This is a genomic window from Desulfobulbus sp. (assembly GCF_030824455.1).
Lineage (GTDB): Bacteria > Desulfobacterota > Desulfobulbia > Desulfobulbales > Desulfobulbaceae > Desulfobulbus.
In genome coordinates this window covers 24,323-49,833 of record NZ_JAVBXR010000010.1, presented here as the reverse complement: position 1 = coordinate 49,833, position 25,511 = coordinate 24,323, and the positions used below count along the sequence as shown (strand labels likewise).

Annotated in this window: 24 protein-coding genes; 10 read left to right on the top strand and 14 right to left on the bottom strand. The window is 58.3% G+C overall.

The window, feature by feature from the left end; genetic code table 11:
* Nucleotides 1-2: 2 nt before the first annotated feature.
* From gnd to RCH93_RS01230, 7 genes are all read right to left on the bottom strand, one after another.
* The gene (gene gnd, locus RCH93_RS01260; RefSeq protein WP_306546320.1) at nt 3-908 is read right to left on the bottom strand and encodes a phosphogluconate dehydrogenase (NAD(+)-dependent, decarboxylating); all 906 of its coding nucleotides are present in this window, start codon (nt 906-908) and stop codon (nt 3-5) included.
* Nucleotides 909-1,093: 185 nt separating this feature from the next.
* On the bottom strand, nt 1,094-1,834 hold the full coding sequence (locus RCH93_RS01255) for a hypothetical protein (protein ID WP_306546318.1): 741 nt from the start codon (nt 1,832-1,834) through the stop codon (nt 1,094-1,096).
* Nucleotides 1,835-1,947: 113 nt separating this feature from the next.
* Nucleotides 1,948-2,406, bottom strand: coding sequence for a peroxiredoxin (locus tag RCH93_RS01250; RefSeq protein ID WP_306546316.1), 459 nt, complete (start codon nt 2,404-2,406; stop codon nt 1,948-1,950).
* Between the two features lie 184 nt (nt 2,407-2,590).
* On the bottom strand, nt 2,591-2,998 hold the full coding sequence (locus RCH93_RS01245) for a diacylglycerol kinase family protein (RefSeq protein WP_306546314.1): 408 nt from the start codon (nt 2,996-2,998) through the stop codon (nt 2,591-2,593).
* A 2-nt stretch (nt 2,999-3,000) separates the two neighbouring features.
* On the bottom strand, nt 3,001-4,074 hold the full coding sequence (locus RCH93_RS01240) for an alkene reductase (RefSeq protein WP_306546312.1): 1,074 nt from the start codon (nt 4,072-4,074) through the stop codon (nt 3,001-3,003).
* A gap of 155 nt (nt 4,075-4,229) precedes the next feature.
* The gene (locus RCH93_RS01235; protein ID WP_306546310.1) at nt 4,230-4,715 is read right to left on the bottom strand and encodes a GNAT family N-acetyltransferase; all 486 of its coding nucleotides are present in this window, start codon (nt 4,713-4,715) and stop codon (nt 4,230-4,232) included.
* Complete coding sequence (locus tag RCH93_RS01230) at nt 4,690-4,974, bottom strand: hypothetical protein (protein WP_306546308.1); 285 nt, start codon at nt 4,972-4,974, stop codon at nt 4,690-4,692. The genes RCH93_RS01235 and RCH93_RS01230 overlap by 26 nt, the downstream gene beginning before the upstream one ends.
* A 330-nt stretch (nt 4,975-5,304) precedes the next feature.
* Here RCH93_RS01230 and crcB point away from each other — a divergent pair, with 330 nt between their 5' ends.
* From crcB to RCH93_RS01210, 4 genes are all read left to right on the top strand, one after another.
* Nucleotides 5,305-5,688 (top strand): fluoride efflux transporter CrcB, encoded by a 384-nt coding sequence (gene crcB, locus RCH93_RS01225; RefSeq protein WP_306546306.1) that lies wholly within the window; start codon nt 5,305-5,307, stop codon nt 5,686-5,688.
* 324 nt (nt 5,689-6,012) lie between these two features.
* A complete protein-coding gene (locus RCH93_RS01220) occupies nt 6,013-8,412 on the top strand; it encodes a methyl-accepting chemotaxis protein (protein ID WP_306546305.1) in 2,400 nt (799 codons plus the stop codon).
* 258 nt (nt 8,413-8,670) lie between these two features.
* Nucleotides 8,671-9,369: a hypothetical protein gene (locus tag RCH93_RS01215; protein ID WP_306546303.1), complete on the top strand. Its 699-nt coding sequence runs from the start codon at nt 8,671-8,673 to the stop codon at nt 9,367-9,369.
* Nucleotides 9,366-10,007: a FlgO family outer membrane protein gene (locus RCH93_RS01210; RefSeq protein WP_306546301.1), complete on the top strand. Its 642-nt coding sequence runs from the start codon at nt 9,366-9,368 to the stop codon at nt 10,005-10,007. Before RCH93_RS01215 ends, RCH93_RS01210 begins: the two co-directional genes overlap by 4 nt.
* 24 nt (nt 10,008-10,031) lie before the next feature.
* Here the strand turns inward: RCH93_RS01210 and RCH93_RS01205 are convergent, their stop codons facing one another.
* A complete protein-coding gene (locus RCH93_RS01205; RefSeq protein ID WP_306546299.1) occupies nt 10,032-11,090 on the bottom strand; it encodes an OmpA family protein in 1,059 nt (352 codons plus the stop codon).
* A gap of 295 nt (nt 11,091-11,385) precedes the next feature.
* Here RCH93_RS01205 and RCH93_RS01200 point away from each other — a divergent pair, with 295 nt between their 5' ends.
* Together RCH93_RS01200 and RCH93_RS01195 are read left to right on the top strand one after the other, a co-directional pair.
* Nucleotides 11,386-14,196, top strand: a complete 2,811-nt coding sequence (locus RCH93_RS01200) for a response regulator (protein ID WP_306546297.1) — start codon at nt 11,386-11,388, stop codon at nt 14,194-14,196.
* A gap of 69 nt (nt 14,197-14,265) precedes the next feature.
* Nucleotides 14,266-15,954 (top strand): methyl-accepting chemotaxis protein, encoded by a 1,689-nt coding sequence (locus tag RCH93_RS01195; protein ID WP_306546295.1) that lies wholly within the window; start codon nt 14,266-14,268, stop codon nt 15,952-15,954.
* Nucleotides 15,955-16,141: 187 nt separating this feature from the next.
* Here RCH93_RS01195 and RCH93_RS01190 read toward each other — a convergent pair whose 3' ends face one another.
* Nucleotides 16,142-17,317, bottom strand: coding sequence for an LbtU family siderophore porin (locus RCH93_RS01190; RefSeq protein WP_306546293.1), 1,176 nt, complete (start codon nt 17,315-17,317; stop codon nt 16,142-16,144).
* Between the two features lie 294 nt (nt 17,318-17,611).
* Here RCH93_RS01190 and RCH93_RS01185 point away from each other — a divergent pair, with 294 nt between their 5' ends.
* The 4 genes from RCH93_RS01185 (at nt 17,612) to RCH93_RS01170 (ending at nt 20,931) form a co-directional block, all read left to right on the top strand.
* The gene (locus RCH93_RS01185) at nt 17,612-18,130 is read left to right on the top strand and encodes a metal-dependent transcriptional regulator (RefSeq protein ID WP_306546292.1); all 519 of its coding nucleotides are present in this window, start codon (nt 17,612-17,614) and stop codon (nt 18,128-18,130) included.
* A gap of 23 nt (nt 18,131-18,153) precedes the next feature.
* Nucleotides 18,154-19,113 (top strand): alpha/beta hydrolase, encoded by a 960-nt coding sequence (locus RCH93_RS01180; protein ID WP_306546290.1) that lies wholly within the window; start codon nt 18,154-18,156, stop codon nt 19,111-19,113.
* Nucleotides 19,110-19,604, top strand: coding sequence for a dCMP deaminase family protein (locus RCH93_RS01175; protein WP_306546288.1), 495 nt, complete (start codon nt 19,110-19,112; stop codon nt 19,602-19,604). Before RCH93_RS01180 ends, RCH93_RS01175 begins: the two co-directional genes overlap by 4 nt.
* Before the next feature lie 91 nt (nt 19,605-19,695).
* A complete protein-coding gene (locus RCH93_RS01170) occupies nt 19,696-20,931 on the top strand; it encodes a DEAD/DEAH box helicase (RefSeq protein WP_306546286.1) in 1,236 nt (411 codons plus the stop codon).
* A 507-nt stretch (nt 20,932-21,438) separates the two neighbouring features.
* Here RCH93_RS01170 and RCH93_RS01165 read toward each other — a convergent pair.
* The 5 genes from RCH93_RS01165 to RCH93_RS01145 form a co-directional block, all read right to left on the bottom strand.
* Nucleotides 21,439-21,666: a hypothetical protein gene (locus RCH93_RS01165; RefSeq protein ID WP_306546284.1), complete on the bottom strand. Its 228-nt coding sequence runs from the start codon at nt 21,664-21,666 to the stop codon at nt 21,439-21,441.
* A gap of 158 nt (nt 21,667-21,824) precedes the next feature.
* Entirely contained in the window at nt 21,825-22,124 is a 300-nt protein-coding gene (locus RCH93_RS01160) for a hypothetical protein (protein ID WP_306546282.1), read from the bottom strand.
* An 82-nt stretch (nt 22,125-22,206) separates the two neighbouring features.
* Nucleotides 22,207-23,091 (bottom strand): universal stress protein, encoded by an 885-nt coding sequence (locus tag RCH93_RS01155; protein ID WP_306546280.1) that lies wholly within the window; start codon nt 23,089-23,091, stop codon nt 22,207-22,209.
* A gap of 21 nt (nt 23,092-23,112) precedes the next feature.
* Nucleotides 23,113-24,171 carry a sulfite exporter TauE/SafE family protein gene (locus tag RCH93_RS01150; protein WP_306546278.1) on the bottom strand — a complete coding sequence of 353 codons (1,059 nt, stop codon included), beginning with the start codon at nt 24,169-24,171 and terminating at the stop codon, nt 23,113-23,115.
* Between the two features lie 87 nt (nt 24,172-24,258).
* Nucleotides 24,259-25,140 (bottom strand): universal stress protein, encoded by an 882-nt coding sequence (locus RCH93_RS01145; RefSeq protein WP_306546275.1) that lies wholly within the window; start codon nt 25,138-25,140, stop codon nt 24,259-24,261.
* Between the last annotated feature and the right edge of the window lie 371 nt (nt 25,141-25,511).

The following is a 25,511-nucleotide window of genomic DNA, read 5'->3' as shown; positions in this document are numbered from 1 at the left end:
GCTCACCCCTCGCCCTTGGCGACAACGGCATGACCGCCGAATTCGCGGCGCATGGCCGCCAAGGTTTTTTCCGCGTATTTTTCCCGGTCCTGGGATTTAAAGCGGTTGAAAAGCGAGGTCGCAATCACCGGGGCGGAAACACCCAGCCGCACCGCCTCTTCCACGGTCCAGTTGGCCTCGCCGGAGGCGGCGACAATGCCTTCAATCGAGGCAAGGTCGGGCTCCCGGGCCAGGGCGGCGGCGGTCATGTCCATCAGCAGCCCGGAAACAATGGAACCCTTGCGCCACACCTCGGTCACCCTATCCAGTTCCATCGGAATCGGCCCGTGCCGGAGAATTTCCATCCCCTCGGCAATCGCCTGCATCATGCCGTATTCAATGCCGTTGTGGATCATCTTGACAAAATGACCGGCGCCGGAAGGCCCCATATAGCCACAGCCCATGCCGCCGCTTAGCGCCTTGAAGATCGGTTCCATCCGCGCGTACAACGCTTGGTCGCCGCCCACCATCAGACAGGCCCCATTGCGGGCGCCCTCGATGCCGCCGCTGGCGCCGACATCCATAAATGCAATGCCAACCTGCCGCAACTGGGCACAGCGGCGCTGACTGTCCTGGTAGCGCGAGTTGCCGCCGTCAATCAGGATATCGCCCGGCGCCAGCAAGGGCAGGAGCTGGGCGATCATGCCGTCCACCGCCTGCCCGGCCGGAATCATCAACCAGACGGCCCTGGGCGGCGTCAGCGCGGCGACGAACGCATCCAGCGAGCCACAGCCTTTGACGCCTTCTTTATCCAGTTGAGCCAGTTTTTCCGCCTTTTCGGTGAAAACAACAATATCCAGGCCCCTGTCCCGACCGTTGAGAGCCAAAGGCAGCCCCATCTTTCCCATGCCAATGATGCCAAGTTGCATTGTGATGCCTCCATTGCGGAATTTTCTTTTCGCTTCGATCACTTGTTTGGGGGAAATTGCTTGGGTGCGTAGGTTTGCGGATTTTCACCGCACCCAACGCTTGCCGCCACATGCAATGGCAATCGGCAGCCTCTCGTCCGGCCATCCGGTTTACAACGGACAGCGCAACGGCCGCCGCCCCCAACCTACGCCAATTTCCGGCGCACCATCTCGGCTATGGCGGTGTTGGCGCCGTGCCGCACCGCCTGGATTTCCGGTTCCATGGCGCGTCTGAATTCCACTGATTTCCTGGTGGTGCTTTGCATATTGGTCAGGTTGGTGTCGGAAAAAAAACCAACGCCGCTGTCGATCATGGCGGGCGACTGGTGAAAGGAAATTTCGCCGAATCCCTCATAGGGCTCGCCCGGACGCGCCGGATGCCACCCTTTCCAATAATAGAAGACTTTGCGCTCGCTCAGGTTGATGCAACTGGCAAGGCTTTCCCACAGGGCAACAGGCTCGCCCTCTCTGTTGTAGGCCGTCCCCTTCATTTTGACCGTGCCGGCGGCGGCGTCGGGATGGATTTCCACAAAGCTGAGCGCGGAAGGTTCGTCTGGACGAATATATTCCCACCAATGGCCGCAGATGCGCCGGCTGAAATCAAGCAGAGGCTGTGCAGCCGAGGAGCAGGCGTTTTCCTCCGAATGCAGCAGGGCCGTGGGACTGCTGTAGGCAAAAAAGGCGACGATCGCAATCAATGCCCCAACAACGGCCAGCATGCCGTACATGGCAACCAGCTGATTTTGTCCTGCTGTTTGCAAGGCAATGGCGCCGAGCACCGCCTCAAGCACGAGCACAACCAGGACAAAAAATCCCAGCGGCGTCTTGACGGCGCTGATGATCGCCACCCGTTCCGAACGGTCCTGCTTGGGTGATTGTGCCGGCATCGCGATTTCTCCAAGAGAAGATAAAAAACAGCTGTGGCGAACGGGAAAGGATTGCGCAAAAGCCGCCATAAAAGCAGCCGCAAAGGCAACGTTTGCACGAAGGCGGTGCCCCCCTAGGGCTCGATCAAGCTCAAGATTTCCTGGTTCGACGGGATATCAGCCATCGAATGGCCATAATGCGCAAACCGAATCCGGCCGGAACGATCAATCAGCATCAGGGCGGGCAACCTGCCTAATTTGAGCAGCTTGACCTCCTGGCCGTACAATTTCAACACCACCTGATGAGGGTCGGGCAGACCGATAAAGGGCAAGGCTTCCTGTCGCCAGTAGTGCTGAAACGAAGCGGCGTCCTCCGGCCCAACCACGAGAATCTCGGTGTTCAACGCGACGAACTGTTGATAATCCTGACGCAACTGCGCCATGTGCCGACGGCAGAAGGGTCAGAGAAATCCACGGTTGAACACGACCAGCACATTTTGCCGATCCAAAAAATCGGAAAGCGACACCGGGGCGCCGTGCAAATCGGGCAAGGTGAAATCAGGCGCCGGGGTGTTCAGGGCAACTTTGGCCATATATCCACCTCTTGCTGGCAAAATTGTTCAAAGGGGCACACTGGCCGTTGAGACCAAGACTCACGTCGAGATTCAGCCCAATGTGCGGCTCCGGACGGTGCTTCTCGATAAAGGCGGCGACGCTTTTCTCGGTTCGTTTTTGTGCAAACGCGCCGAGACTCGTCGAATATGCAATAGAAGGAGGCTAATGGAAAAGATGCGGCACAAAAACAAACATCCCGATCAGCGCCGCCGCAACAGCTGCGGCCAACACGCCGAAAGCGGCCACATCCTTGGCCTTGCCGATGCCGGGCCGCTGTTCAAGCGAAACCTCGTCGGCGAGCAATTCAACGGCGGTGTTCATCGCCTCCAGAGCCCAGACCAAGCCCATCGCCAACGCCAGCAACGCCCATTCCAAAGGGGCGAGGCGCGTCGCCAGCCCGCCAAGCACCACCAAAACAGTGGCTGCGGCATGCATCCAGGCGTTGTGCTGGGTCGTGAGCAGCACCCGCCCGCCGGCAAAGGCAAAACGGAAACTCCGTGCCCGCGCCTGCAGCGAAAACGGCGCGGGCCGCTCATCCGCCCGCCCGGATTGTTCGCCGTTTTCCCGCATGTTCAGGCGGCGCCCAGAAAGGGATAGTCGATATAGCCCGCCGGCCCCGGCTTGTAAAAGGTGGCGGGATTGGCCGCGTTGAGCGGCGCGCCGGCTTTGATCCGCTCCGGCAGATCGGGGTTGGCGATGTACGGGACGCCAAAGGCCACCGCGTCGACCTGGCCGCTGGCCACGGCGGTTTCCGCCTCTTCCGGGGTGTAATGAAAATTGCCGACCAGCACGCCCTGATAGTGTTCACGCATCGGCGTCACCACATCGCCCTGGAGTTCGCCCATAACGTCGCCCCGGATCAGATGGACATAGGCGAGATTGCAAGCATTCAGCCGCTTGCCCAGCCAAACGGTGAGCCCAACCGGATCGCTGTCGCCCATGGAGTTGAAGCTGGAAATCGGCGACAGGCGCAACCCGACCCGGTCACTGCCCCAGACCGAACCCACCGCCTCCAGCACCTCCAGCAGCAAACGCGCCCGATTTTCGACGGAACCGCCGTAGGGGCCGGTGCGCTGATTGCAGCCGTCGCGAAGATATTGATCCAGCAAGTAACCATTGGCGCCGTGGACCTCAACCCCGTCAAAGCCGGCGGCCTTGGCGTTGGCCGCAGCCATTCGAAATCCGTCGACAATGGCGGGCAATTCGTCGTCGCGCAATGCGCGCGGAACCGCGTAGGTGGTTTTGCCGTCCTTGGTGTGGGTCAGGTCGTTGGTGATGGCCACCGGGCTTGCCGACACCGGCTGATCGCCGCCGTTGAGCAGGGGATGACAGGCGCGCCCGCCGTGCCAGAGTTGCAGAAAAATGCGGCCCCCCTTGGCGTGCACCGCGTCGGTGACTGCGCGCCAGGCGTCGATCTGGGCCTGATTGTAGATGCCCGGCTCGGTTTGGAAGGCGCAGTTGCCGGCCATCACCATGGTGGCCTCGGCAATGATCAAACCGGCGCTCGCCCGCTGGGCGTACTGTTCGGCCATCAGCGCGGTGGGCACATGATTGCCGTCGGCCCGGCACCGGGTCAGCGGCGCCATGAAAATACGATTAGGAACGGTCAGTGGGCCAATGGCAAGGGGTTGGAAAAGACGATGCATGGTTGCCTCTCGGGTGGATTGTTGGCAAATCGTATTCATTTCCTGACAATTCGAACAGATAGGAGCATGGTAAGCATGAACGCCCCGCCTTTCCAGGGGAGAAATGCGCAAGAAGCAGACAACCCATTGCGGGTCCGGGGCAGCCGCCCGAATGATTAGTCAGGAATGCACGGCAGCCGGAGATGAATCAAGGCAACGCGCTGCCCCTTCCCGTCTTGCCGTTCTTCCAGGGCAAAGGGCGTAAAACCAAGCGAATGGTAGAACAGCAATCCGGCGACATTGCGATTGAAACACGACACCCTCACCTCGGCGGCCCGGTGTTTGGCAACGGCAAGGTCAATCATCTGCTTGATGAGACAGCGCCCTGCCCCGCTTCCACGGGCGGCCGGCGCAACGACGACGTTGCCAATGGCGCAACAGCCGCCGGTTTCCCATCGATAAAAATTGGCAAAAGCGACAACCTTGCCGTCAAGCTCCACCACAGTCGAGTCCGAGCGTTGGGCGACCGCCTCGCGCAGCTGTGACGGGGTCAGGGGATACACCGCCTTGGGGAACAGAAAAAACAGTTCTTCTGCATTCTGCGGAAACCCGCAAATGCAGGCGAAATCCTGTTGATCAACGGGCCGGCAACAAAAAGGCATACGCACTCCAGAGATGCTGTAAATTGCCGACAGTCATGGCCTGCCCTGCAATTGCTTCCAAATCAACGACGCCCGCCTCGTTCGCCTCCTTAACGGCTTTCAATCTGTCGATAACACGATTTAATTTTCTCTTGAGGCGAAAAGCGGGGACAAAAAACTGCACCACAAAGAGCACGATGAAAAGGAAAAGAAAAAATGCGACGATCCTGTTGGGCCAGGAGTGCAAAATCGACAGAACAAAGGCAAGGGAAGTCGTCACGGGGATCCTGTTTTTTGTTGAAAGCCGCGCTGGCCGTGTATTGCGCTGCGACGGCGCAAGCGGCGACGGCTTAGACGATGAGCAGCGAGCAGATGGGCCGCCAAACATTCAATGCCTACCACAAATCGCGCTAATCATCAAAAACTCTTTGATTTTGCTCGACATCCAAGCAGCTCTCTCTTCTTTCATTCATCCTGAAAAACTGCGCCTCGACACGTTCGCCTCTTGCATTCCTCGGCAATATGCCCTTAACTCCCACCCGTTACGACAGCCGCAACACCCCGCCCACGCGGAGACGCAATAATCGCCACAACAGTTCAAGGTTTCGTCATGCTCAACTCCATTCTCGCCATTAGCCTTGGCGCCTCGGCCGGAGCCGTGCTTCGATGGTTCCTTGGGCGGGCGCTGAACACCCTCTTCCCCGCCATCCCCCCCGGGACCCTGGCCGCTAACCTGCTCGGCGGCTACCTTATTGGCCTGGCTCTGGCTGTCTTTGCCGCTGCGCCGAGCGTGTCGCCGGAATGGCGCCTGCTGATTATCACCGGATTCCTTGGCGGGCTGACCACCTTTTCCACCTTTTCCGCTGAAGTCGCCACGCTGCTCCAACAGGGACGCCTGCTCTGGGCTGGGGCGGCCATTGGCGTCCACGTGGCGGGATCGGTATCCATGACCCTGCTCGGACTGGCCACAATCGCCCTGATCAAGCGTTTCTGAACAGCTGCGGCGGTTGCCTCTGTTTCCGCCCTGCACTGCCGCCCCACCACCACCATAAACATCACCCGCTGACTCCTTGCGCATCAAGGCCTTACCGGACCGCATCTTGCCGCGCAGCGTTCCCCGCCTTGACATAATCCTTGATCCCTATAAGATTCCATTATTAATAACTCTCACTTTCCATATCCAGAGATTCCCCGTGGCTCAGGAAATCTCTCAGGAGGGCAGACCAGGGCAACAGAGGCCGCGTGCCCGTCAACCATGCTTGATCGTTGTCTTTCATGTTGAACAAGCTCTACAACCATTGCCGGAGGATTATTGTTCATGAAAAACATGCAAAAAATTGGCGTCCGCATTGCTTTGCCAATAGCCGCGGCAACCGTCATTTTTTCGTTGGCCCTGTATTTTATTGCCGGCCGCACCATCGGGAGCCTGATGACAAACAACCTGGATCAGCTTGGCCGCTCCAAGGCAGCGGACATTGCCACCAGCGAAAAACGGATCGCCGGCGAAATGCTTGCCCAGGCGGCCTTGTTCAGTCGAGCCAAACCAGTGCTGGCGGCGTACAACACCGCGCATCAGGGCAAACTGAGCGATGCGGGCGACCCTCAGATGGAGCTGGCCCGTCAGCAGTTGCGAGAGTATTTCGCCTCCATTGAGAAAGGGTTCAAGGAGAACAACAACGGCAGCGCCCTGCGGCTCCACTTTCATGTCCCGCCGGCACGCAGTCTTTTGCGCGTCTGGAAAAAGGATCAAAATAAAAGCGACGACTTGACCTCCTTTCGTGAAACCGTGACCGCCATCAGCGGCGGTGGACATCAGCGGATTGTCGGCGTCGAGGTCGGACGCGGCGGGTTCGAGATTCGCGGCATAGCCCCCATTCTCGGGGAAAACGGCACGTACCTGGGGTCTGTGGAGTCGCTGTCGTCCTATGATCCCCTGGTGCAATACGGCGTCAGCAACGATCAGGAGCATATCGCCGTGTACATGAACAAGGCATACCTGAACATTGCCACAGAGTTGCAGGACGCCGCCAAGCACCCGGTGATCGGCGACTCTTTTGTGTTTGTGTCCTCGTCGAACCGCCAGATAACCGACAAAATCGTCACCCCTGAAATGCTGGCCGGAGGGCAGGCCGGCCTGCGGATGGCCCGAATCGACGATTATTTCACCGCCCTCTTTCCCATCAAGGACTTCAGCGGCAAGCAGGTGGGCGTTATGGCGTTTGTTTACAACGCTGCGGAACTCTATAAACAGGCGCAGCAAATCGAGCAGGGCCTGATCGGCCTGTGCGTTGCCCTGCTGCTTGCCGTCATTGTGCCCCTGTTCTTCAGCGTGCGCTCGGTCACCGTGCCCATCGCGCGCACGGCGGCCATGCTCAAGGACATCGCTGAAGGCGAGGGGGATTTGACCAGTAGGTTGAAAATATTAAAACACGATGAAGTGGGTGAATTAGCCCAATGGTTCAACATCTTTCTCGACAAAATAGAACGCATCGTCCGGGATTTTGGCTCCAAGGCGTACAGCCTGCGGCTGTCGTCCGACGACCTCAGCGCCATTGCCGGGCAGATGTCGCACACCACTCAGGATTCGTTGGCCAAATCCGCGCGGGTGGCGCTTGGTTCCGAAGCGATGAGCGGCAACATGTCGTCTGTGGCCGCCGCCAGCGAAGAGGCGGCCACCAACGTCAATGCAGTGGCCTCGGCAGTTGAGGAAATGGCGGCCACGATCAAGGAGATAGCCGTCAATTCCGAGCAGGCGCGGGTGATCGCGGCAAAGGCGGCCGCTAGCGCCGAAACGACCTCGGAGAAAGTCAACAGGCTTGGCGCCGACGTCGACGCCATCGGCAAGGTGACCGAGGTCATCACCGAGATCTCTGAACAAACCAACCTTCTGGCTCTGAACGCCACTATTGAGGCGGCCCGCGCCGGTGAAGCCGGCAAGGGGTTTGCGGTGGTGGCCAATGAAATCAAAGAACTTGCCAAGCAAACGGCCATGGCCACCGGCGAGATCAAAGGCAAGATCGACGCCATCCAAGCCTCCACCGGCGACACGGTGCGCGAAATCGACGCCATTCTGACGGTCATTAACGACGTCAACGACATTGTGGGGGGCATTGCCACCGCCGTAGAGGAGCAATCGGTCGCCACGGCGGAGATAGCCGCCAATCTAAGTCAGGCGTCCCAGGGCATCCAGGAGGTCAATCAGAATGTGGCGGAGGTTTCCGTGGTTGCCGGTGAAATTTCCCAAGATATTACCGGAGTCAATATTGCCTCGGATGAGATGCACATTGTCAGCGCCCAACTAACCAGCCACGCCAGTGATCTGCTCAAACTGTCTGAGCGGCTTGCCGAGGTGGTTGATCGCTTTCGAACCGAAAAAGCCAGTTTCGACATCGGCATGGTCAAAAAAGCGCATATGCAGTGGCGGTCCCGGCTTGAAGCGGTGCTGAACGGCAAAGAGGCGTTGCGGCCGGAGGAGGTGACCTCTGACCGCGAGTGCGAATTCGGCAAATGGTATCATGGTCCCGAGGGGCAGGCGTTGAGCGACAGACCCTACTTTGCGGAGGTTGGCGAACATCACGCCAAGGTCCATCAGTACGCCAAGCAGATTGCCGAGTTGGTCAAGCAGGGCAACAAGGACAAGGCGGCGGCTTTGATGCTGGAGTTTGAAAAGGTGCGGGATGAGTTTTTTAAAGCCCTGGACGAACTCTACCTGCGCTGACAGGGCGCGGGAGCAAAGTCGCGGCAATTGACGTCAATCCACATTTCGTCCCGCAACAACGGGGAGCAAGGGCCGGCATGGGGCGTTCATGTCGGCCCTTGTTTGCTGTTTGTTGCCGAGCCGGCCGCAGCCGCTTGCGCCATTGACCTGGGGTTTTCACGGCTTGGGTGGACAATTTTTCTATTGTTTCAGAGGGATGCTGCCGAAAAGCAGGGAGCTGGCAGGCTCTTTTCAACCTCACAACTGTGCGGAATCGCAATGCGAAACAGATTGTTTTTGATGCTATTGATGGGCGCACTGGGCGCAACGGCTGGATGTTCTGGCTTTTTTGGCGGCCAGCAGGAGATGGAGTCGGCTTCCCATTGGAATGTGCTGGCCAACGACGTCGCCAACCGGATCAACAATGAACTGATGCGGCAAAAAAAAATCTCCGCCTCGGTGCATGTTCGTCACAGCTGCGGCAAACCAAACGCTTGCGGCCCCGGCGAGACCTTTCCTTTTGATGAGGGATTCAACGATCTGCTGACCACCCAACTGGTGCATTTTGGGGTCAACACCGTAACCGCCCCGGAAAACGCCAGCCTGTTGGTGGATTACAAGGTGCAGGTGGTGTATCATCCGGGCGACTGGCAGGCGTGGAGCTGGCCCAAACCCGGAGTGCATACCGCTCTGGCGGCCGGGATTGTCGTGCTCCGCGACGCGCCCTGGGAAATCGTCGCCGCAGCCGGAGCGCTCGACGCGTTCCGGGCCAATTACCGGGACGACGGGCAGTACGAGGTGATCATCTCCACGTCGATTGTCGACAATAAACGGTACGTCATGCGCTCGTCGGACATCTATTCCATCAAAAACGCCGATTTCTGGCAGTACCGCAAGCCCAACTCTGCCCCCGAGATTCGACTCACCGGGCCCGGCGGTCCAACGCCTTCCTCACCAATCCATAAAACTTCGTTATGACGCCCATGATCCGTTCCGGTTTGACCGTCCTGGCTTGCCTGTTTACCCTTCTCGCCGCCTCCGGCTGCAGCGAACTCAACGGCACCCGCCTGGAGCCGGTCTTGGGCGGAGACGTCAATCTGGTCGAACTGGGCGACAAGGTGGCGGATACGCTGATCAGCCAGACCCTGCCGCCGCTCATCGCCCAGCAGGCTGATCAACCGATCCTGGTCACCACCCTGGTCAACAACGACAAACTCAACGACACCTCCAGCTTTGGCCGCAGCTTTCAGAACAATATCGCCGCCGGCTTTGTCAGCCGCGGCTTTGCGGTCAAGGAAATCAAACTGCGCCGGGATTTGTTGGTCGAGTTGCACAAAGGCGAATTCATGCTCACCCGCAACCTGCCGGAGATGGCCGGCGCACAACGCGCCCAGGCGGTGGTGGTGGGCACCTACACCTTGACCAACCGGGTCATGTACCTGTCGGTGCGGTTGGTTTCCACGGCCAATCAATCCATCCGCTCCGTCTATGAAGACAAGCTCTATCTCGACGACAACAGCCTGCGGTTGCTTGGTTTCAAATACGCCAACGGCTCCGACGGCGACGAGATGGTGCGGCCGCCCAGCCCCTCTGTCCTGGACAGCATCCTCTACTGAACGCGACCCCAAAAGCGACCGAGCTTATCGCGGCACAAGCTCCACCCGGCGATTCTTGGCGCGCCCCTCTTCCGTGGAATTGACGGCGACCGGGGCGAGATTGGCTACGCCGTTGGCGGTCAGGCGGCTGGCGCTGACCCCGTATTCCGCGGTCAAGGCGGCAACCACGGCCTCGGCCCTCCGCTTGGAGAGATTCAGATTGGCCTCGTAACTGCCGACATTGTCGGTGTGGCCAACCACATGCAGGGCAAGACCCGCATCCGCTTTCAAGAGCTTGGCGATTTCTTCCAGGGCCGCCTTCGATGCGGGCTGGATGTCTGCCTTGTTGAAATCAAACAGGATGCCGTACAGCGCCACCCGTCCTGAAGAGGCAATCGATTTTGCCATGTCGTCGGCCTTAACCGTAACCATGTTCTGGGTCATCGGCTTGACTTCAATGATGTCCACCGCAATGTAGGCTCCACGCTTTGCTTTATAGGTGGCGTCGTCCTTGTCCCATTCCACGGTTGTCAATGAGACGTACAGGTCGCCTTCCGGCCGCTGTTTTTTAGCGCTGACGACTTTGACGCTTTGAGCGTCGGCAGCGTAAAATACATAGTGGCTGCGGTTGGTCTTGATGTTCATGCCGCTGAAAAAGGACAGGAAATTGGTCCATTTGACCGCCGCTCCGTCCTTGGTTGAATCGTAGAGAATCTCAAAGCCCTGATCCGCCATCTCGTTTTGATAGTTGCGCAACAACTCCACGCCGCTGGCGTCTCCGGCCGCCTCATACCAGATGCGGGTCAGCGCCCCCTCGAGTTTGAGCGGCGGGGCGGCGTATTGCCGTTTCTTGGCATCCAGATCATAGACGACAAAGGTGGAGGTCTGCAGGTCGTATTCGACAAACCGCTTGGTGTCGAATCCGACGATGTCCGAACCGCCGAAACGCTTGAGCAACGGGTGATCCTTGGCGCCCGCCAGATCGGCGGCCATGGCCTGCCCGGTCATCGCCGCCGCTAAAACCCCGCAACAAACCCAGCAACAGCCAACAAACAACATCCTGCCCAAGAAACGCGCCAACCGTCCGCCTGTTGTTCTCTTCATTTCCTCTCCTTTGTCTGCTGAATTCCGATGGCCTGCGGGTTGCGCAACACCGCCAATCCGCCCGCGCCCGACTCTGTTCACTGTATCTTTTTTGTCCGTGATGGAAAAAGGATATTTCCCCCGCCTTCAAAAAAACACCGCCCTCAATTTGATAATTATTCCGCGCCCCCTATAATGTAACAAAACGTCTGGTTTCAAAAGTATGGGTCTGCAATCGCCGCCATGCAACAACCCTGTTGGTGGGTCGTTCGCAGCCCCATTTTGGTCACAATCACGGTGAGCGCGAGATAAGGAAATGCCCCACACGACGACATTCGCCAAGCGCTGCGCCCCAGCCTCCGCACAGGCCGCGTCGCCCGCCTCCCGCCTCTGCCTGCAATTCTGCCTGCAACTCCGCCTGCAACGCCTCCGCCTTGCCCGATGGAACCTCGGCCGCAACCTATTGCGTCTGCAACTGTTGTTCTTTCTAATTCTCCTGCCGGCGGCAGTCCTGGCCGACGCCGCGCAAGAGCGGCCGCCGCAGGTGCTGCTGCTTAATTCCTATCATCAGGGCTTTCGTTGGACCGACGAACTCACCGCCGCCGTCGTAGCCGCCGTCAAGACCGGGTTGTCGCAGGTCGATTTCCATATCGAATATATGGACACCAAGCGGCAGTACAACGATGCCGCTAAAGACGTTATCCGGCAATCGCTCTTTTTGAAGCACCGGGAGCGTCAGCCCGATGTGATTGTCACCTCCGACGACGACGCCCTCAATTTCATCAAGCAGTTTCACGACGAGCTCTTTCCCAACGTCCCTGTTGTTTTTTGCGGGGTCAACAACGTGCCCTCGGCGCTGCAGGCGCCCAAGGATCTGTTTGCCGGCATTGTCGAAACCCTGGACGTCAAAGACAACATCGCCCTGGCCTTGCGTCTCTTTCCAGGCGCCCGCGAAATTGTCGTGCTCAGCGACGGCACGCCGACCGGGCTGGGAACTCGCCAGATGGCCATGGACTCGGAATCGAGCTTTCCTGGCGTCCGTTTCACCTACCTCAACGGCGAAGACCTGAGCACCGAAGCAATGCTTGCCCGGTTGCGGGGGTTGTCTACGGGCAGCGTTGTCCTGGCCCCGGCCTGGTACAAAGACGCGCGCGGCCAGGTTTTTGACAACACCGACATTTATCCCCAGATCGCGGCAGCCTCCTCGGTGCCGGTGTTCATCACCTCCAGCGCCAACCTCGGCCTGGGCGTTTTCGGCGGCAAGGTCAACAGCGGCGCCGCCCAGGGGCAGTACGCAGGGGAACAAGCCCTGCGCATCCTCCTGGGGCAAGCCTCGCCCAAGGACATGCCAGTGGAGACCGGAAGCCGGAACAGCTATCTGTTTGACAGCCGCCAGCTGACCCGTTTTGGCGTTGCGGAAAGCGATCTGCCCGCGAACAGCGTGGTTCTGTATCGGCCTTTTTCCTTTTACCAGACCTACCGTTATCTGGTCTGGTCGGTTGTTGGCGTGTTCTGCGCGTTCGCGGCGATGATCGTCACTCTGCTGATCAATGTCCAACGCCTGCGGGAAACGCGCTCCAATCTGGCCCGCAGCGAGGAAAACCTGCGCATCACCCTGCATTCCATTGGCGATGCGGTAATCACCACCGACACCCGCAGCCGCGTCACCCGGATGAACCCGGTGGCCGAATCTTTGACGGGTTGGACCTTCGCTGAAGCCGTTGGCACGCCGCTGGCGTCGGTACTGCACATTGTCAACGCCGCAACCAGGGAGCCCCGCCCCAACCCGGCGGAGGCGGTGTTCTCCTCCGACGCCGTTGTCGTCCTGGAACGCAACACCCTGCTGCTGGCCAAGGACGGAGCCGAATATCGCATTGCCGATTCCGGCGCGCCCATCCGCAACAGCAACGGTCAGGTTATTGGCGCGGTGCTTGTGTTCCGCGACGTCACCGCAGAATTTGCGCGGGAGACGCAGCGCAATCAGAGCCGCAAGCTGGAAGCCATCGGTCAATTGGCCGGAGGCGTGGCTCACGATTTCAACAACATGCTGGGCGGCATCCTGGGCAGCGCCGAAATGCTGACCATGCAACTGGGCAAAGACAGCCCCCTGCAGCGCTACATCACAACCATCATCAAGGCCAGCGAGAATGCGGCCGGACTGACCCGCAAGCTGCTCGCCTTTTCACGCAAAGACACCATGGTGATTGTTCCCATGGACATCCACGCCGCCATGGCCAACGCCCAGAGCCTGCTGGAACACAGCCTGGACAAAAACATCGCGATTGAGCGCCAGTTCAAGGCGACGGCCTCGGTCATCAAGGGCGATTCGTCGCTGCTGGAGAACTCGATCATCAATCTTTGCGTCAACGCGGCCCAGGCCATGCCGAACGGCGGCACGCTGACCCTGGCCACAGACAACGTGCACCTGGACGACGCCTTCTGCCAATCCAGCCCCTTTGCCGTTGCACCGGGCCTCTATGTGCAGGTCGGCATCCAGGACACCGGCGCCGGCATTGAACCGGAACTGCTGGGCCGCATCTTTGAACCGTTTTTCACCACCAAGGACGTGGGCAAAGGCACCGGACTGGGGCTGTCTGCGGTCTACGGCACCATCAAGGAGCATCGCGGCTGCATTGCGGTCTATAGCGAGTTGGGGGTGGGCACGGTCTTTTATCTGTACTTGCCTGTTGCGAACACAGTCCTCAGCCAGGTTGGACGCCAGGACGACACTGCGGAAACCGGCAGCGGCTGCATTCTGGTGGTCGACGACGAACAGATCATCCGTACCACCGCCGCCTCTCTCCTGGAGGATCTGGGCTATCAGGTTCTGTTGGCCAGGGACGGTCAGGAGGGACTGGAGCTGTACAAAAACCAAGGCGTTCAGATCGATCTGGTCATTCTCGACATGATCATGCCGCGCATGGGCGGCAGCGCCTGTTTCAAGGAAATCCAGGCCATTAACCCCGCCGCCAAGGTCTTGATCTCCTCCGGTTTCACTAAAGAAGGGAGCATGGAGGAACTCTGGCAAGCCGGGATTATGGGCTTTGTCAAAAAGCCCTACCGCAGGGCTGAACTGGCCCGCGCCGTGGCCCAGGCCCTGCGTCAACCTTCTGTAAACAAAGTATAATTTTATATACCCTCTGAATATTCATCCTTTTTCAACCATCACCGCAACCAACCACAAGGAGAACCCGCCATGCTCAATTTCAACAACATGAAGATTCGCAACAAGTTGATTGCGACCTTCACCCTGATCCTGCTGTTCATGGCCGGCATCGGTTGGGTCGCCAATCGCGGCATGACCCATATCGACCGCAATCTCAACGACATTTTCTCCGTCAGCCTGCCCAGTATCGATCTGTTGATTGAGGCGGACCGGGATCTGCAACAATTGCTGGTGGCCGAACGGTCAATGATCTCCGCCGATCCCAAGGCGCCTATTTTTGCCTCGCTGCAAAAGGATTACGAAAAAAATCTTCAACAGGTTTCCGAACGGTTCAACAAGTACAAGATGCTGGTCGACTCGCCCGAGGAAAAGGCGTTGATCGCCAAGTTCGAGCGCGATCGGGCCGCCTGGGAACCGGTGTCCCGCCAGATCGCCGAAAGCAGCAAATCCGGCGAGCAGGAGGCCCGCGTCAAGGCTCTGGAAATGTCGTTTGGCAAGGCAAGCGAACTGTTTGAAGCCGCGCGCGACAATCTCGACAAGTTGACTGAAATCAGCTTGAAAAACGCGGAGAAATCGCAGCAGGAATCCCAGAGCATCTACCGCCGCGCTCAATTCACCCTGATGGGGATTCTGGTTGCAGCAGTGATTGTGGCTGCAATCTTGGCGGTTATCCTTGGCGTGGCCATTGCCAAACCGATCAATGCTGCGGTTGCCGGCCTGCAGGACATTGCCCAGGGTGAGGGAGATTTGACCAAACGGCTCTCTGTGCGCACCAAAGACGAGATCGGCGAACTGGCCACCTGGCTGAACGTATTCATGGAAAAATTACAAGGCATTATCGGCAAGATCAGCGCCAACACCCAGGCCCTGGATCTTTCGTCCAACGACCTGCGTGGCTTTGCCGACAAACTGGCCGTCGGCGCCGGCGACGCCTCGCGCCAGACCGCAAGCGTAGCCGCCGCCGCCGAAGAGATGAACGCCAATCTCGCCAATGTGGCGGCCGCGATGGAAGAGTCGACCACCAACATCAGTATGGTGGCCAGCGCCGCCGAAGAGATGACCGCAACCATCGGCGACATAGCCCATAACGTCGAGCAGGCCAACCACATCGCCAGCGACGCGGTCCAGCAGGCGGCCAAAACCGCCACAAGAATGGATGCGCTGGGCGACGCGGCCCAGGCCATCGGCAAGGTGACGGAAACCATTACCGAAATCTCGGAGCAAACCAATCTGCTGGCGCTTAACGCCACCATTGAGGCGGCGCGGGCCGGCGAGGCAGGCAAAGGTTTTGCGGTGGTTGCCAACGAAATTAAGGAATTGGCCAAACAAACCGCCGAGGCCACCCTCAACATCAAAGAGCAGATCGCCGGCGTGCAACAGACCACCGCTGAAACCGTGGCCGACATCGGCGCCATCACCACGGTCATCAACCGGATGGGCACAATCGTCGGCACGATTGCCGGAGCCGTGGCTGAACAGGCAAAGGCCACCCAGGAAATCGCCGCCAACATCTCCCAGGCGTCGCTGGGGCTGCAGGAGGTCAACGAAAACGTCAACCAGAGTTCGGCGGTGGCCACCTCCATCTCCCGCGACATCGCCGGCGTCGGCAACGCTTCCGGCGAAATCGCCAACAGCAGCAAGCAGGTCAAGTCCAGCGCCGGCTCCCTGCAGAATCTGGCCACTGAACTCAAGAGCATTGTCAACCAGTTCAAAATCTAAACCCAGCCGTCCCGCTCCGCTCCCATGCTAACCCCAGCAGTTGCATGGGAGCGGTTTTCCGGCGACCGGTTCACACAGCCGGCATCTATTGCCGGCTTCCCCCCAGCATCTCCCGACGATTTGATCCTCTGGAACTCCGGTTGAAGCCGCTTCTGCAAAAAAGCGTATTTTTGGTGAGTTGATTGGCCTAAAAAGGAAAACCGATTTTGGTGGTGATGCCGTAGCCTTCGTCCTCCACGCCCCCGTCCTTGGTCGAATATTCCTTGTCCAGATAATATTCAAGCGTGAGGGTCGCGGAGTCGAACATCTCCATGGAGGCCTTTGTTCTGTACCGCTCTTCCGGCAGGTACAACTGGAGGGATTCGGACGATTTCTGATAGCCCACCGCCAGGGTCGTCTCTTTACGCAACAGTTCGGTGGAGTAGGCCAGTTCACTGTTCCAGGCGGTGGGTTCGGCCTCGTTGCCGGTCAGATCGAGATCCGCCGGGCCAAGTCTCGGCTCGACGGCGCGGATGTAGCCGCCGGTCAAGGTGAAGGCGCGGTAACTGGCGCCCAGGGTGAAATTCACGGCGGCAATCGTCTCGGAGGACACCGCGCCGTACCCAATCGCTTCCTCGACCGGCGAGAGCCCCTGGGTGTCGGCCAGATCCTGAATCCAGGCAACCCCGGCATTAACCGAGGTTTTTTTATCCATTCGGTACCGATAGGCAAAGGGAGAAGCCGAGGCGCTGGACGTTGGCGAATAAAAACCTGTTGCTTCCAATTCGGCATATCCGGCATCGGCGGCAAACGGATCCATGCCAAGCGCCGCCAATTGGGCAAACGAAACCGCGTCCGCTGCGGTCAGCAACGGGCCGGCAATCAGGGGCGCAAACAGATCGCCCGCAAAGGGGTTGAATGCGCCAAAGTTGTAATCCAGGGGTTGGATGTCGATATGGATGCGCCGCAGGGCGTCCCAACCCGAGGCGTCGTCGCCGGCCAATCCTGTCGAACCTTCCAGCCGGGCAGAGGCCCACGACACCTCCTGGGCGGCAAACAGCAGCGCCTCAGAGGCGGTTGGGTCGAAAAAGACGGCGGATGCACAATGGCTGCAGGCAAAGGGCTCGTAGAGGATTCTCTGGCTGAGCAGGACAAAGGCGCTGGGTTTGGAGGCGCCTTTTTTCTTGGCGCGGCGAACGCGTTCTTTTCGCGGCGCGACGGCTTTTTCGCCAGCTTGGCGAGCGTTCGCAGGTTGGGCGGCGGCAACAGGGGTGGAAACGTCCGCTGGCGGTTGATTATCCTCGGCGCCGGACGCCGCCGCAGTGAGCAGGCAAAGCCATCCCGCTGCGGTCGCGGCGAGGAGTTGATGCAGTCGGTTGGCCATCTGCTTGATTCTTTGTAAAACCTGGTTAAAAAAGAAGAAACGGTAAAAATCGTTTTGATTGGCGGATAATAGAGTAGAAACTTTAGAGAAATATTGCAAGCTGCGCCGCGCGGATTGCCCCTGTCCCGCCGGAACGTCAATGCAAAAAATGGAGATGGGGAGCCTTGCACGCCGGGAAAAGGTTGCCGCCAGGGCGCTGCTGGGGACCCAGCCACGTTTCAAGGTAGCCAAAAGCGCAAAGTTGCGGTATGGAACGAGAGATAAGCACTCTCAATCCACACAGGTTTGCCAGGAATGAAACAACAATCGCAACTCAGCGCCAGCCAGGAGGACTACCTGGAGGCGGTGTACCATATCGCCAAAGAAAAAAAAGTGGCCCGCGCCAAGGACATAGCCAAACGACTTGACGTCCGGGCCTCTTCGGTGACCAATGCGCTGCGCATTCTCTCCTCGCTTGGCCTGATCAATTACGCGCCCTACGACCTGATCACCCTGACCGAAGCCGGCTTGACCGCAGCCCAAGAGATTGTCGGCCGCCATGTGGCCCTGTCCAACTTCCTGGTGACCGTTCTCGGGGTGGATGAAACCGAGGCCGATCAAGCGGCGTGCAAAATGGAGCATTCGGTGCCGAAATCGATTGTCAACCGGTTGATCCAATACGCCGACTACATCACCCACTGTCCGCGCGGCGGCATCACCTGGGATTCCGGGTTCGGCTACTACTGCAAAACAGGCTGCGCGCCAGACGCGTGCGAGCGCGGCAAGTCCTGCGACAGGCCCCAGCCGGATTGCGCCGCCCCCCCGGACAAGTGAGCCCAACGGGCCGATGCGGTCGTGTGATCGCGCTGTGCCTGTGGGGGGCGCTGGTGTGGCTGTCGACAGCCAACGCCGACGGCCCCGCCCCATCAATCATCAAGAACCAATCGTCTTCTCAAGCAATTATGGATCGACCTGAAATCACCCAACTCATTTTCCACCCCATCAAAACCCCTCAGAACACCCCGCCCGCCGGCGCAATCGATCTTGAGGTTCCGATTGCCGACGGTGTGACCATTGCCTGCAGGCTGCACAGCCACGCAGTGGGCTCGCCCACCCTGATTTTTTTCCACGGCAACGGCGAAATCATTCCCGATTACGACCAGGTCGGCCCCGGTTACGTCCGCGAGGGGCTCAATTTCCTGGTGGCCGAATACCGTGGCTACGGTTGGAGCACCGGGGCCCCGCTGACCAGCACCCTGCTGCCGGACAGCAACGCTGTGTTTCTCTTTCTGCAGGCCTGGCTCCGCGACCACGGCTACACCGGGGCGCTGTTCGTCATGGGTCGGTCTCTGGGCAGCGCCAGCGCCATTGACGTGGCAGTGAACCACAGCGACGCAATCTCCGGCCTGATTATTGACTCCGGTTTTGCCAAGACCCTGCCGCTGGCCAAGGTGCTGGGCGTGGATCTCGCGGCCATGGGCATCGGCGAGGAGCAATCTTTCAACAACAGCGGCAAGATCGCCAAATTCACCAAGCCCACCTTTATTCTCCACGGCCAGTACGACCAGCTGATCCCCCTGTGGCAGGCGGAAACCCTGCAGGCGGAATGCGGCGCCAGGAGCAAGGAGTTCCAGATCGTGCCGGGCGCGGACCACAACTCGCTGATCGCCGTGGCCGGACCGCTCTACTTTCAGGCCATCCGTAAATTTATTGAAAAATCGGCCGGACTGGCCCCGGACTGGCGGGAACGCAGGCGGCTGTTCAAGGCGCAGCAGGCGGAACAGCAGGCGAGTCAGGCCTCCGGCGCCCCCCGATGACCAGCAAGCGCGCCGACTACCTCTCCTGGGACGAGTATTTCATGGCCGTGGCCATTCTTTCCGGCCACCGTTCCAAGGATCCCAACACCCAGGTGGGGGCCTGCGTGGCCAACAGCCAGAACAAAATCGTCGGCGTCGGCTACAACGGCTTTCCCTGGGGCTGTTCGGACGACGAACTGCCCTGGGCCCGCGAAGGCGACTACCTGGACACCAAGTATCCCTACGTCTGCCACGCCGAACTCAACGCGGTGCTCAACTCCATCACCTACGATCTGCGCGATTGCCGGCTGTATGTGGCCTTGTTTCCGTGCAATGAATGCACCAAGGTGATCATCCAATCCGGCATCCGCGAGATCATCTATCTGTCCGACAAATACAAGGAGACCGACGCCGTTCGAGCCTCCAAAATCATGATGGAAAAATCCCACACCCGTTACCGCCAGTTTTTTCCCTCGCGGGATTCGCTGCTGCTCAATTTCAAAATCCTCTGACGGCGGCGACTCCTTCCTTGCCGGATGCGCCGGCAATGTCTATTATATAAGGGCAACATGAACGAAATATTCAACACAACCAAGGAACCGAATGCGATTTGACGAACTGGCTCTGCCAGAATCCCTCGGCAAGGGTATTGCCGAAGCAGGCTTCACCGAGTGCACTCCCATCCAGGAGATGACTTTCCCCCTCACCCTGAACGGCAAAGACGTGGCCGGCCGGGGACAGACCGGCACGGGCAAAACCGCCGCCTTTCTCATCACCCTGTTCGACCGACTGCTGAAAAACGACCAAGGTCCGGGCCAGAATCCCCGCGCCCTGATTCTGGCGCCCACGCGGGAACTGGTGGTCCAAATCCACCAAGACGCGCTGTTGCTCGGCAAGCACTGCGGCTTTTCGGTGCAGGCGGTGTACGGCGGGGTGGACTACAACAAACAGCGCGACGACCTGCGCCACGGCGCCGACGTCGTGATTGGCACCCCGGGCCGCCTGATCGACTATCTCAAGCAGAAGGTCTACACCCTCTCCGATGTTGAAATGCTGGTCATTGACGAGGCCGACCGGATGTTTGACATGGGCTTTATCGGCGATTTGCGTTTTATCCTGCGCCGCCTGCCGACCTTTGACAAACGCCAGAACCTGATGTTTTCCGCCACCTTGAACCACCGGGTGATGGAACTGGCCTATGAATTCATGAACATGCCGGAAAAAGTCAGCGTCACCGGCGATCAAATGACCGCCGACAACATCGAGGAGATTTTGTTCCACGTCTCCCGCAAGGAAAAATTCCCCCTGCTGCTTGGTCTGTTGCGCCGCGAAGGCATGGAACGCACCATGATTTTCGTCAACACCAAGCGCGAAGGCGAATACCTCCAGTCCCGCCTAATAGCCAACGACCAGCCCTGTCGGATGATCTCTGGCGACGTGGCCCAGGAAAAACGGTTGCGGATCATGAGGGATTTCAAGGAAGGCAAATTGCCGATGCTGATCGCCACCGATGTGGCTTCACGCGGACTGCACATTGAAGGCGTTTCCCACGTCGTCAACTACGACCTGCCCGAAGATTGCGAGGATTACGTGCATCGCATCGGCCGTACCGCCCGCGCCGGCGCCGAAGGCAAGGCCATCTCCCTGGCCGACGAGCAAGGCGTGTTGTCGCTGGAGGCCATTGAAGAGTACATCGGCCATCCGATTCCCACCGAATGGGCGGAGGACGAACTCTTTGTAAATGATTTCAAACACGTGGTTAAACCAAAACGGACCAAGCCCGTGCAACGGGGCGCTTTTTCCGGCTCCCGCAGAAGCACTCGACCGTTCCCGAAGTAATCCTGTTCTTGACGCGCCAAGCCACGGAAGGCGCCTGACCAACCCAAGGCTCCTTCCGCCCCCTGCTCCATCATCACCTATCCGAGGAATCAAACACCATGGCAAAAGAAAAGAACATCAAACAGCAGAACACCAAAAAAGAACCCACCAAATCCCTTAAAGAAAAGCGCGCCGCCAAGCAGATCAAGCGCGAGGAGAAATTCAAAGACAGAGCATAACATGTAAACCCGGCATTGAGGAGTTGACTTGGCTCCAGCCGCAAGGACGAGATCCCCGAACACCCGCCGCCGGCGGCCCGGAAATAACCAAGCGCCAAATCAACTCAAACCGAAGCGTCAAACAAGCCCCAAAAAATCCGCACAATCAAGCCAATGTTGAGCGGCGACTTGGGGCTTGACGCACCAGCGCAGTAATTGTTTGGGCCTTTGCGCCGCAGCAAAAAACAACCGTGGCAAATCCCGGCCTCACCAACTGCCCGGCCCGCAGGTTGGAGATTAACCTCGGGTGTTATTCAAAAGCAAATCCATACCACGGGGCTTGGTTCATATAGCCTACGGCGTGCCGTTCCACCTCGCCCGAACCCAATTTTTTCTCAACAAAATCCATCCATTCCATCGCCTGTAATCGAGAAGGGAATGGCCCCGCCTCCACGATGTCGTTATGCGCAATCCCTTTTGATGCAAGATATGTATTGATCTGTTCTTTTTCTTGAAAAATTCCCATCTGCACTTTCACGTTTCACCCTTTTATCAATCACACATTGTGCTGTAATTTTTCATCATCGCCGCAGCTGCACCAAGAGATTCAGTGGTGTTGAGGCGCACCCTTGCCTGTTTTTTTGCCGGAAATGAAATCCAAAAAGAACGCCTTTGCCAAGAAGCGCCAGAAAGTGCTCAAATTCCTGCACGCATGCGTGCAGGACGGCGTTTGTCTTGCCCAATAGCGTCTGACGGACAAGCAACCTGACGTTGTTCCTCCCCGCGAGACACACTGTTGACCGATGCTGTACCCAGCAAATCAGCGCAACAAAAGAAGACATACCAATCATCCCGCTCTTGCGGCTGCGCGTTCAGGATCTTTTTCTCGCCCGATAGCGCCCGCGCGAGATCCTCAACAGCCTGCCCCGCAACGGTTGCCAGATGAACTGCGCACACCAGCAGCACTAATCCGCTAAAATATAGATTCATCTCCATGGCCGACCTCCTGACTACTTTGAAATACCCTTTGAGGGGGAGTTCCTCTTCGACCTCTCCCTGCCCCACCTGTCGTCGAGACTCAAATCAAATCGCGCACCCCGTTTTCTCCCAGCCGTTTCACCACCAGCGTGGGCAAGGGAGAAATCGCCGCCACCCGCTCAACCACACTCCCCATGAGCAGATTGCCAAGCGCGGTTCTGCCGTAGGTTCCCAGGACAATCAGGTCGATTTTGTTGGCCTCGCTGTATTTGACGATGGCGTCATACGGCGCGCCGTGCAGGATTTCGGTGGTCACGCGCACCCCAAGTCTTTCCCCTTGCCCGGCGAGGGTTTGCAGCGGCGGGAAACTTTTCCGCCGCGCCTCTTCGAGCACCCCGTAGAGAAAACTGCGCTCAAGGGGGACGTCAAGCACGGTCAGGGCATGCACTTCGCCGCCAAAGGCGAGGGCCAAATCCAAGGCCCGTTGCCCGGCATCCATGCTGTAGCGGGAGCCGTCGACGCCAACAAGTATCCGGGAAAAATTGACTTCCGCATGTTCAGGAACCATCAGCACGTCGCAAGGGCTGCAGCCAATCACCTTGGCAGTGGTTTTGCCAAGCAGAACGCGCTCTAGCCGAGAACGTTTCGGATACCCCATGAGCACCAACCCTGCATTCTCCTCTTCAGCCACCCGCACGATCTCTTCCACCGGTTCGCCAACGGCGTGGATGGTCCGCACAGTCTGCCCCTTGGCAGTGGCGGCCTGCCGCACCTCCTCCAGGCAGCGTTGAAAGGGTTGACTGAGTTGTTCTTCGGCATTGCTGATCTTCCACCGGTGCATGTTCCCCTCATAGCGGGGTGTCACCGAAATGGCGATCAATTGCGCCTTAAGCAACAGAGCCAACCGGAGCGCTTGTTGAAAGGCCGCCTGCCCGACACTGCTCGGATCGACAGCGACAAGAATGGTTTTGGTGCTCTCGGGCATATTCTCTCTCCTCAGCAAAGATTAACTGGTGACAGCCGCCGCCTTTTCCTGACTTCTTGCTTTGAACAGACTGGCGAGGATAATCGAGGCGCCGACCAGCAGGGCAAAACACATGATTGCAAAGCTCAGCTTGGTCATAATATTTTCAAGATTGTCGGCAAGCGAGATCAGGTGCAGCTGGTTGAGATATTTGGGAATGGCAAAAAAGCGGCTTACGGCGACGATCAGCATGATCGTGGCCATAACGTACTTGATCATGTAGTCCTTGACATAGGTGGTGCCAATGGCGCCCAACTGCACGCCAAAGAGCGAACCAGCGAGAATGATCATCACCAGACGAATGTCGACCATGCCGTAATAGGCCCAGATCAGGGTGCCGCCCAGCCCCATGACAAAGGCGATGACCAGTTCGGTGGCGGAGGCGACAATGCTGGTTGCGCCGATGATGTACATCAGGCCGGGAACGCCGATGAAACCGCCCACCGCGATGGTGGCGGCAAGCATGCCGGTGGCGATGGCGACCGGAAGCAGGAACCAGATGCTGATGCGCAGATTCGCGGTCTTCAGGGTGACCATCGGCCAGAGTTCAATCTGTTGCAATCGTTTGGCCAACGAAGTCCCAGGCGCGGACTCGTTGCCGGCCTGCTTCATTTTGACGGCGTCGCGCATCACAAAGGAGCCGACAATGACCAAAACCATCACAAAGACAATACTGACGTACAGGTTGGAACCAGCCTGACCCCACTTGTCCAGAATGTGCTTTTGCAGCATGATGCCCACCTGAACGCCGATTTCAGCAAAGACGCCCATGATCAGCCCCAACTTGATGTCCACCTGACCGTATTTGTACCGTTTGATCGATCCGACCAGGGCCTTGGGGAACTTGTGGCACATGTTGCTGGCAACCGCCACGGTTCCCGGAACACCCAGACTCATCATGCCCGGCGTGAGCACAAAGGCGCCGCCGGAGCCGATGAAACCGCTGACAAGTCCGCCGATGAAACCGACAATAAATAAAAACGTGATGGTGTACGCATTAAGGTCGATGAACTGTATCACTTCACTGATTGGCCCGTGCATTGTATGCTCCCGTTATTGTATGAATTCACCTTGAGTATTGCGACTTGCAAGACAACGTCTCGCCTCTGCTGGATTGCGCCTCAAACCTTATACGTTCACCTGGAGGCGCGGTCTGGCGTCCGGACGCGGAGCAACGACGCCCTCTTTGACCGGCTGATCCGCTTCGACGCGTTGCGCCGCAGTTTTCTTGGAAGCTTCAATGCCGAGCGCCGACCAAAAGGCGCTGGTAAAATTGCCGTGGAAATAGGACACGGCAAAGACAGTGGCCACCGGCAGCAGAGCAAACGCGCCCCCTTTGGTGAAGTAGGTCATGACCGCGTCCTGATTGACAAACACCGCCGCATACAACCCTGAAGTCAGCGCGCCAAAGAGGAAGCAATTTTTTACATGCCGTTTTCTGCTTGTGGTGGACATAGCGAATACTCCTTTTTCTTTTGGGTTATGAACAATGGTCTTGCTGCATTGACCTGACTGAGTGGTGATGACGGGGAACACGGGAACCGGCGATTGCCGGGCCACTTCCTGCACACGAATGCCCTTGTCGACGACGACGAACTCAATGCGTTTTTTTGCATGACACAGCCGACTGACGACCCCGCCGATCTTGCCGGTCTCGCCAAGATGTTCGACAACCACCTCTTTGTTGTGGGCTTTGCGGTTGAAGAGCGCTTCGCTCTCCCGCATGGCGGCGGCAAACAATTTGCTCCGCTTTCCCCGGTCGTGAAACAGCGGCAGAGTGTCGACATGCACAGCCAAAATGCCGTACTGCAGGCGATGGGCGACGTTGACGGCATACTCCATGACATGCTCGGACAGGTGCCCGTTGCGCGTCACCACCAGGATGAAGGGTCGATCCTTCTGGCGCTCCAGGAGCAGTTGGCGGTCGATCTGGTTGTGATCTTGCGGATCTTGTGGGAAAGCGGCGGTTTCGTTGTGCATAGCTGGTACGATGCCTTTGGGTGTTTGCATATTCGTTGCTCATGCAATACCAAGAACCGTGCCAAACGATTGTTTCTCTCAACATATTGTTATTCAATATATTTTTACCAAAGCCACCAGCTGAGCCGCGTAGATGCAGTTGCATTACGCAACACTGAAAACGATCGACGAACGCATACCCTGCATTCGCCGTTGCATTATGCAACCAACCCACCAAAGGGTGTAACATTGCCCGATTGCGGGCGCACCAGCCCTGCGCTAGCGACGTGGTTGATCAATCGACCGGGAACAAGACGGCAATGAATCAAGCGAGCGTGGACCCAAGGCGGTCGCCCCTGTGCAAAGACGACGACGCTTTGCAGTGGGCTCTGACGGAACGTCAGGGCATTAGTCTTGCATAG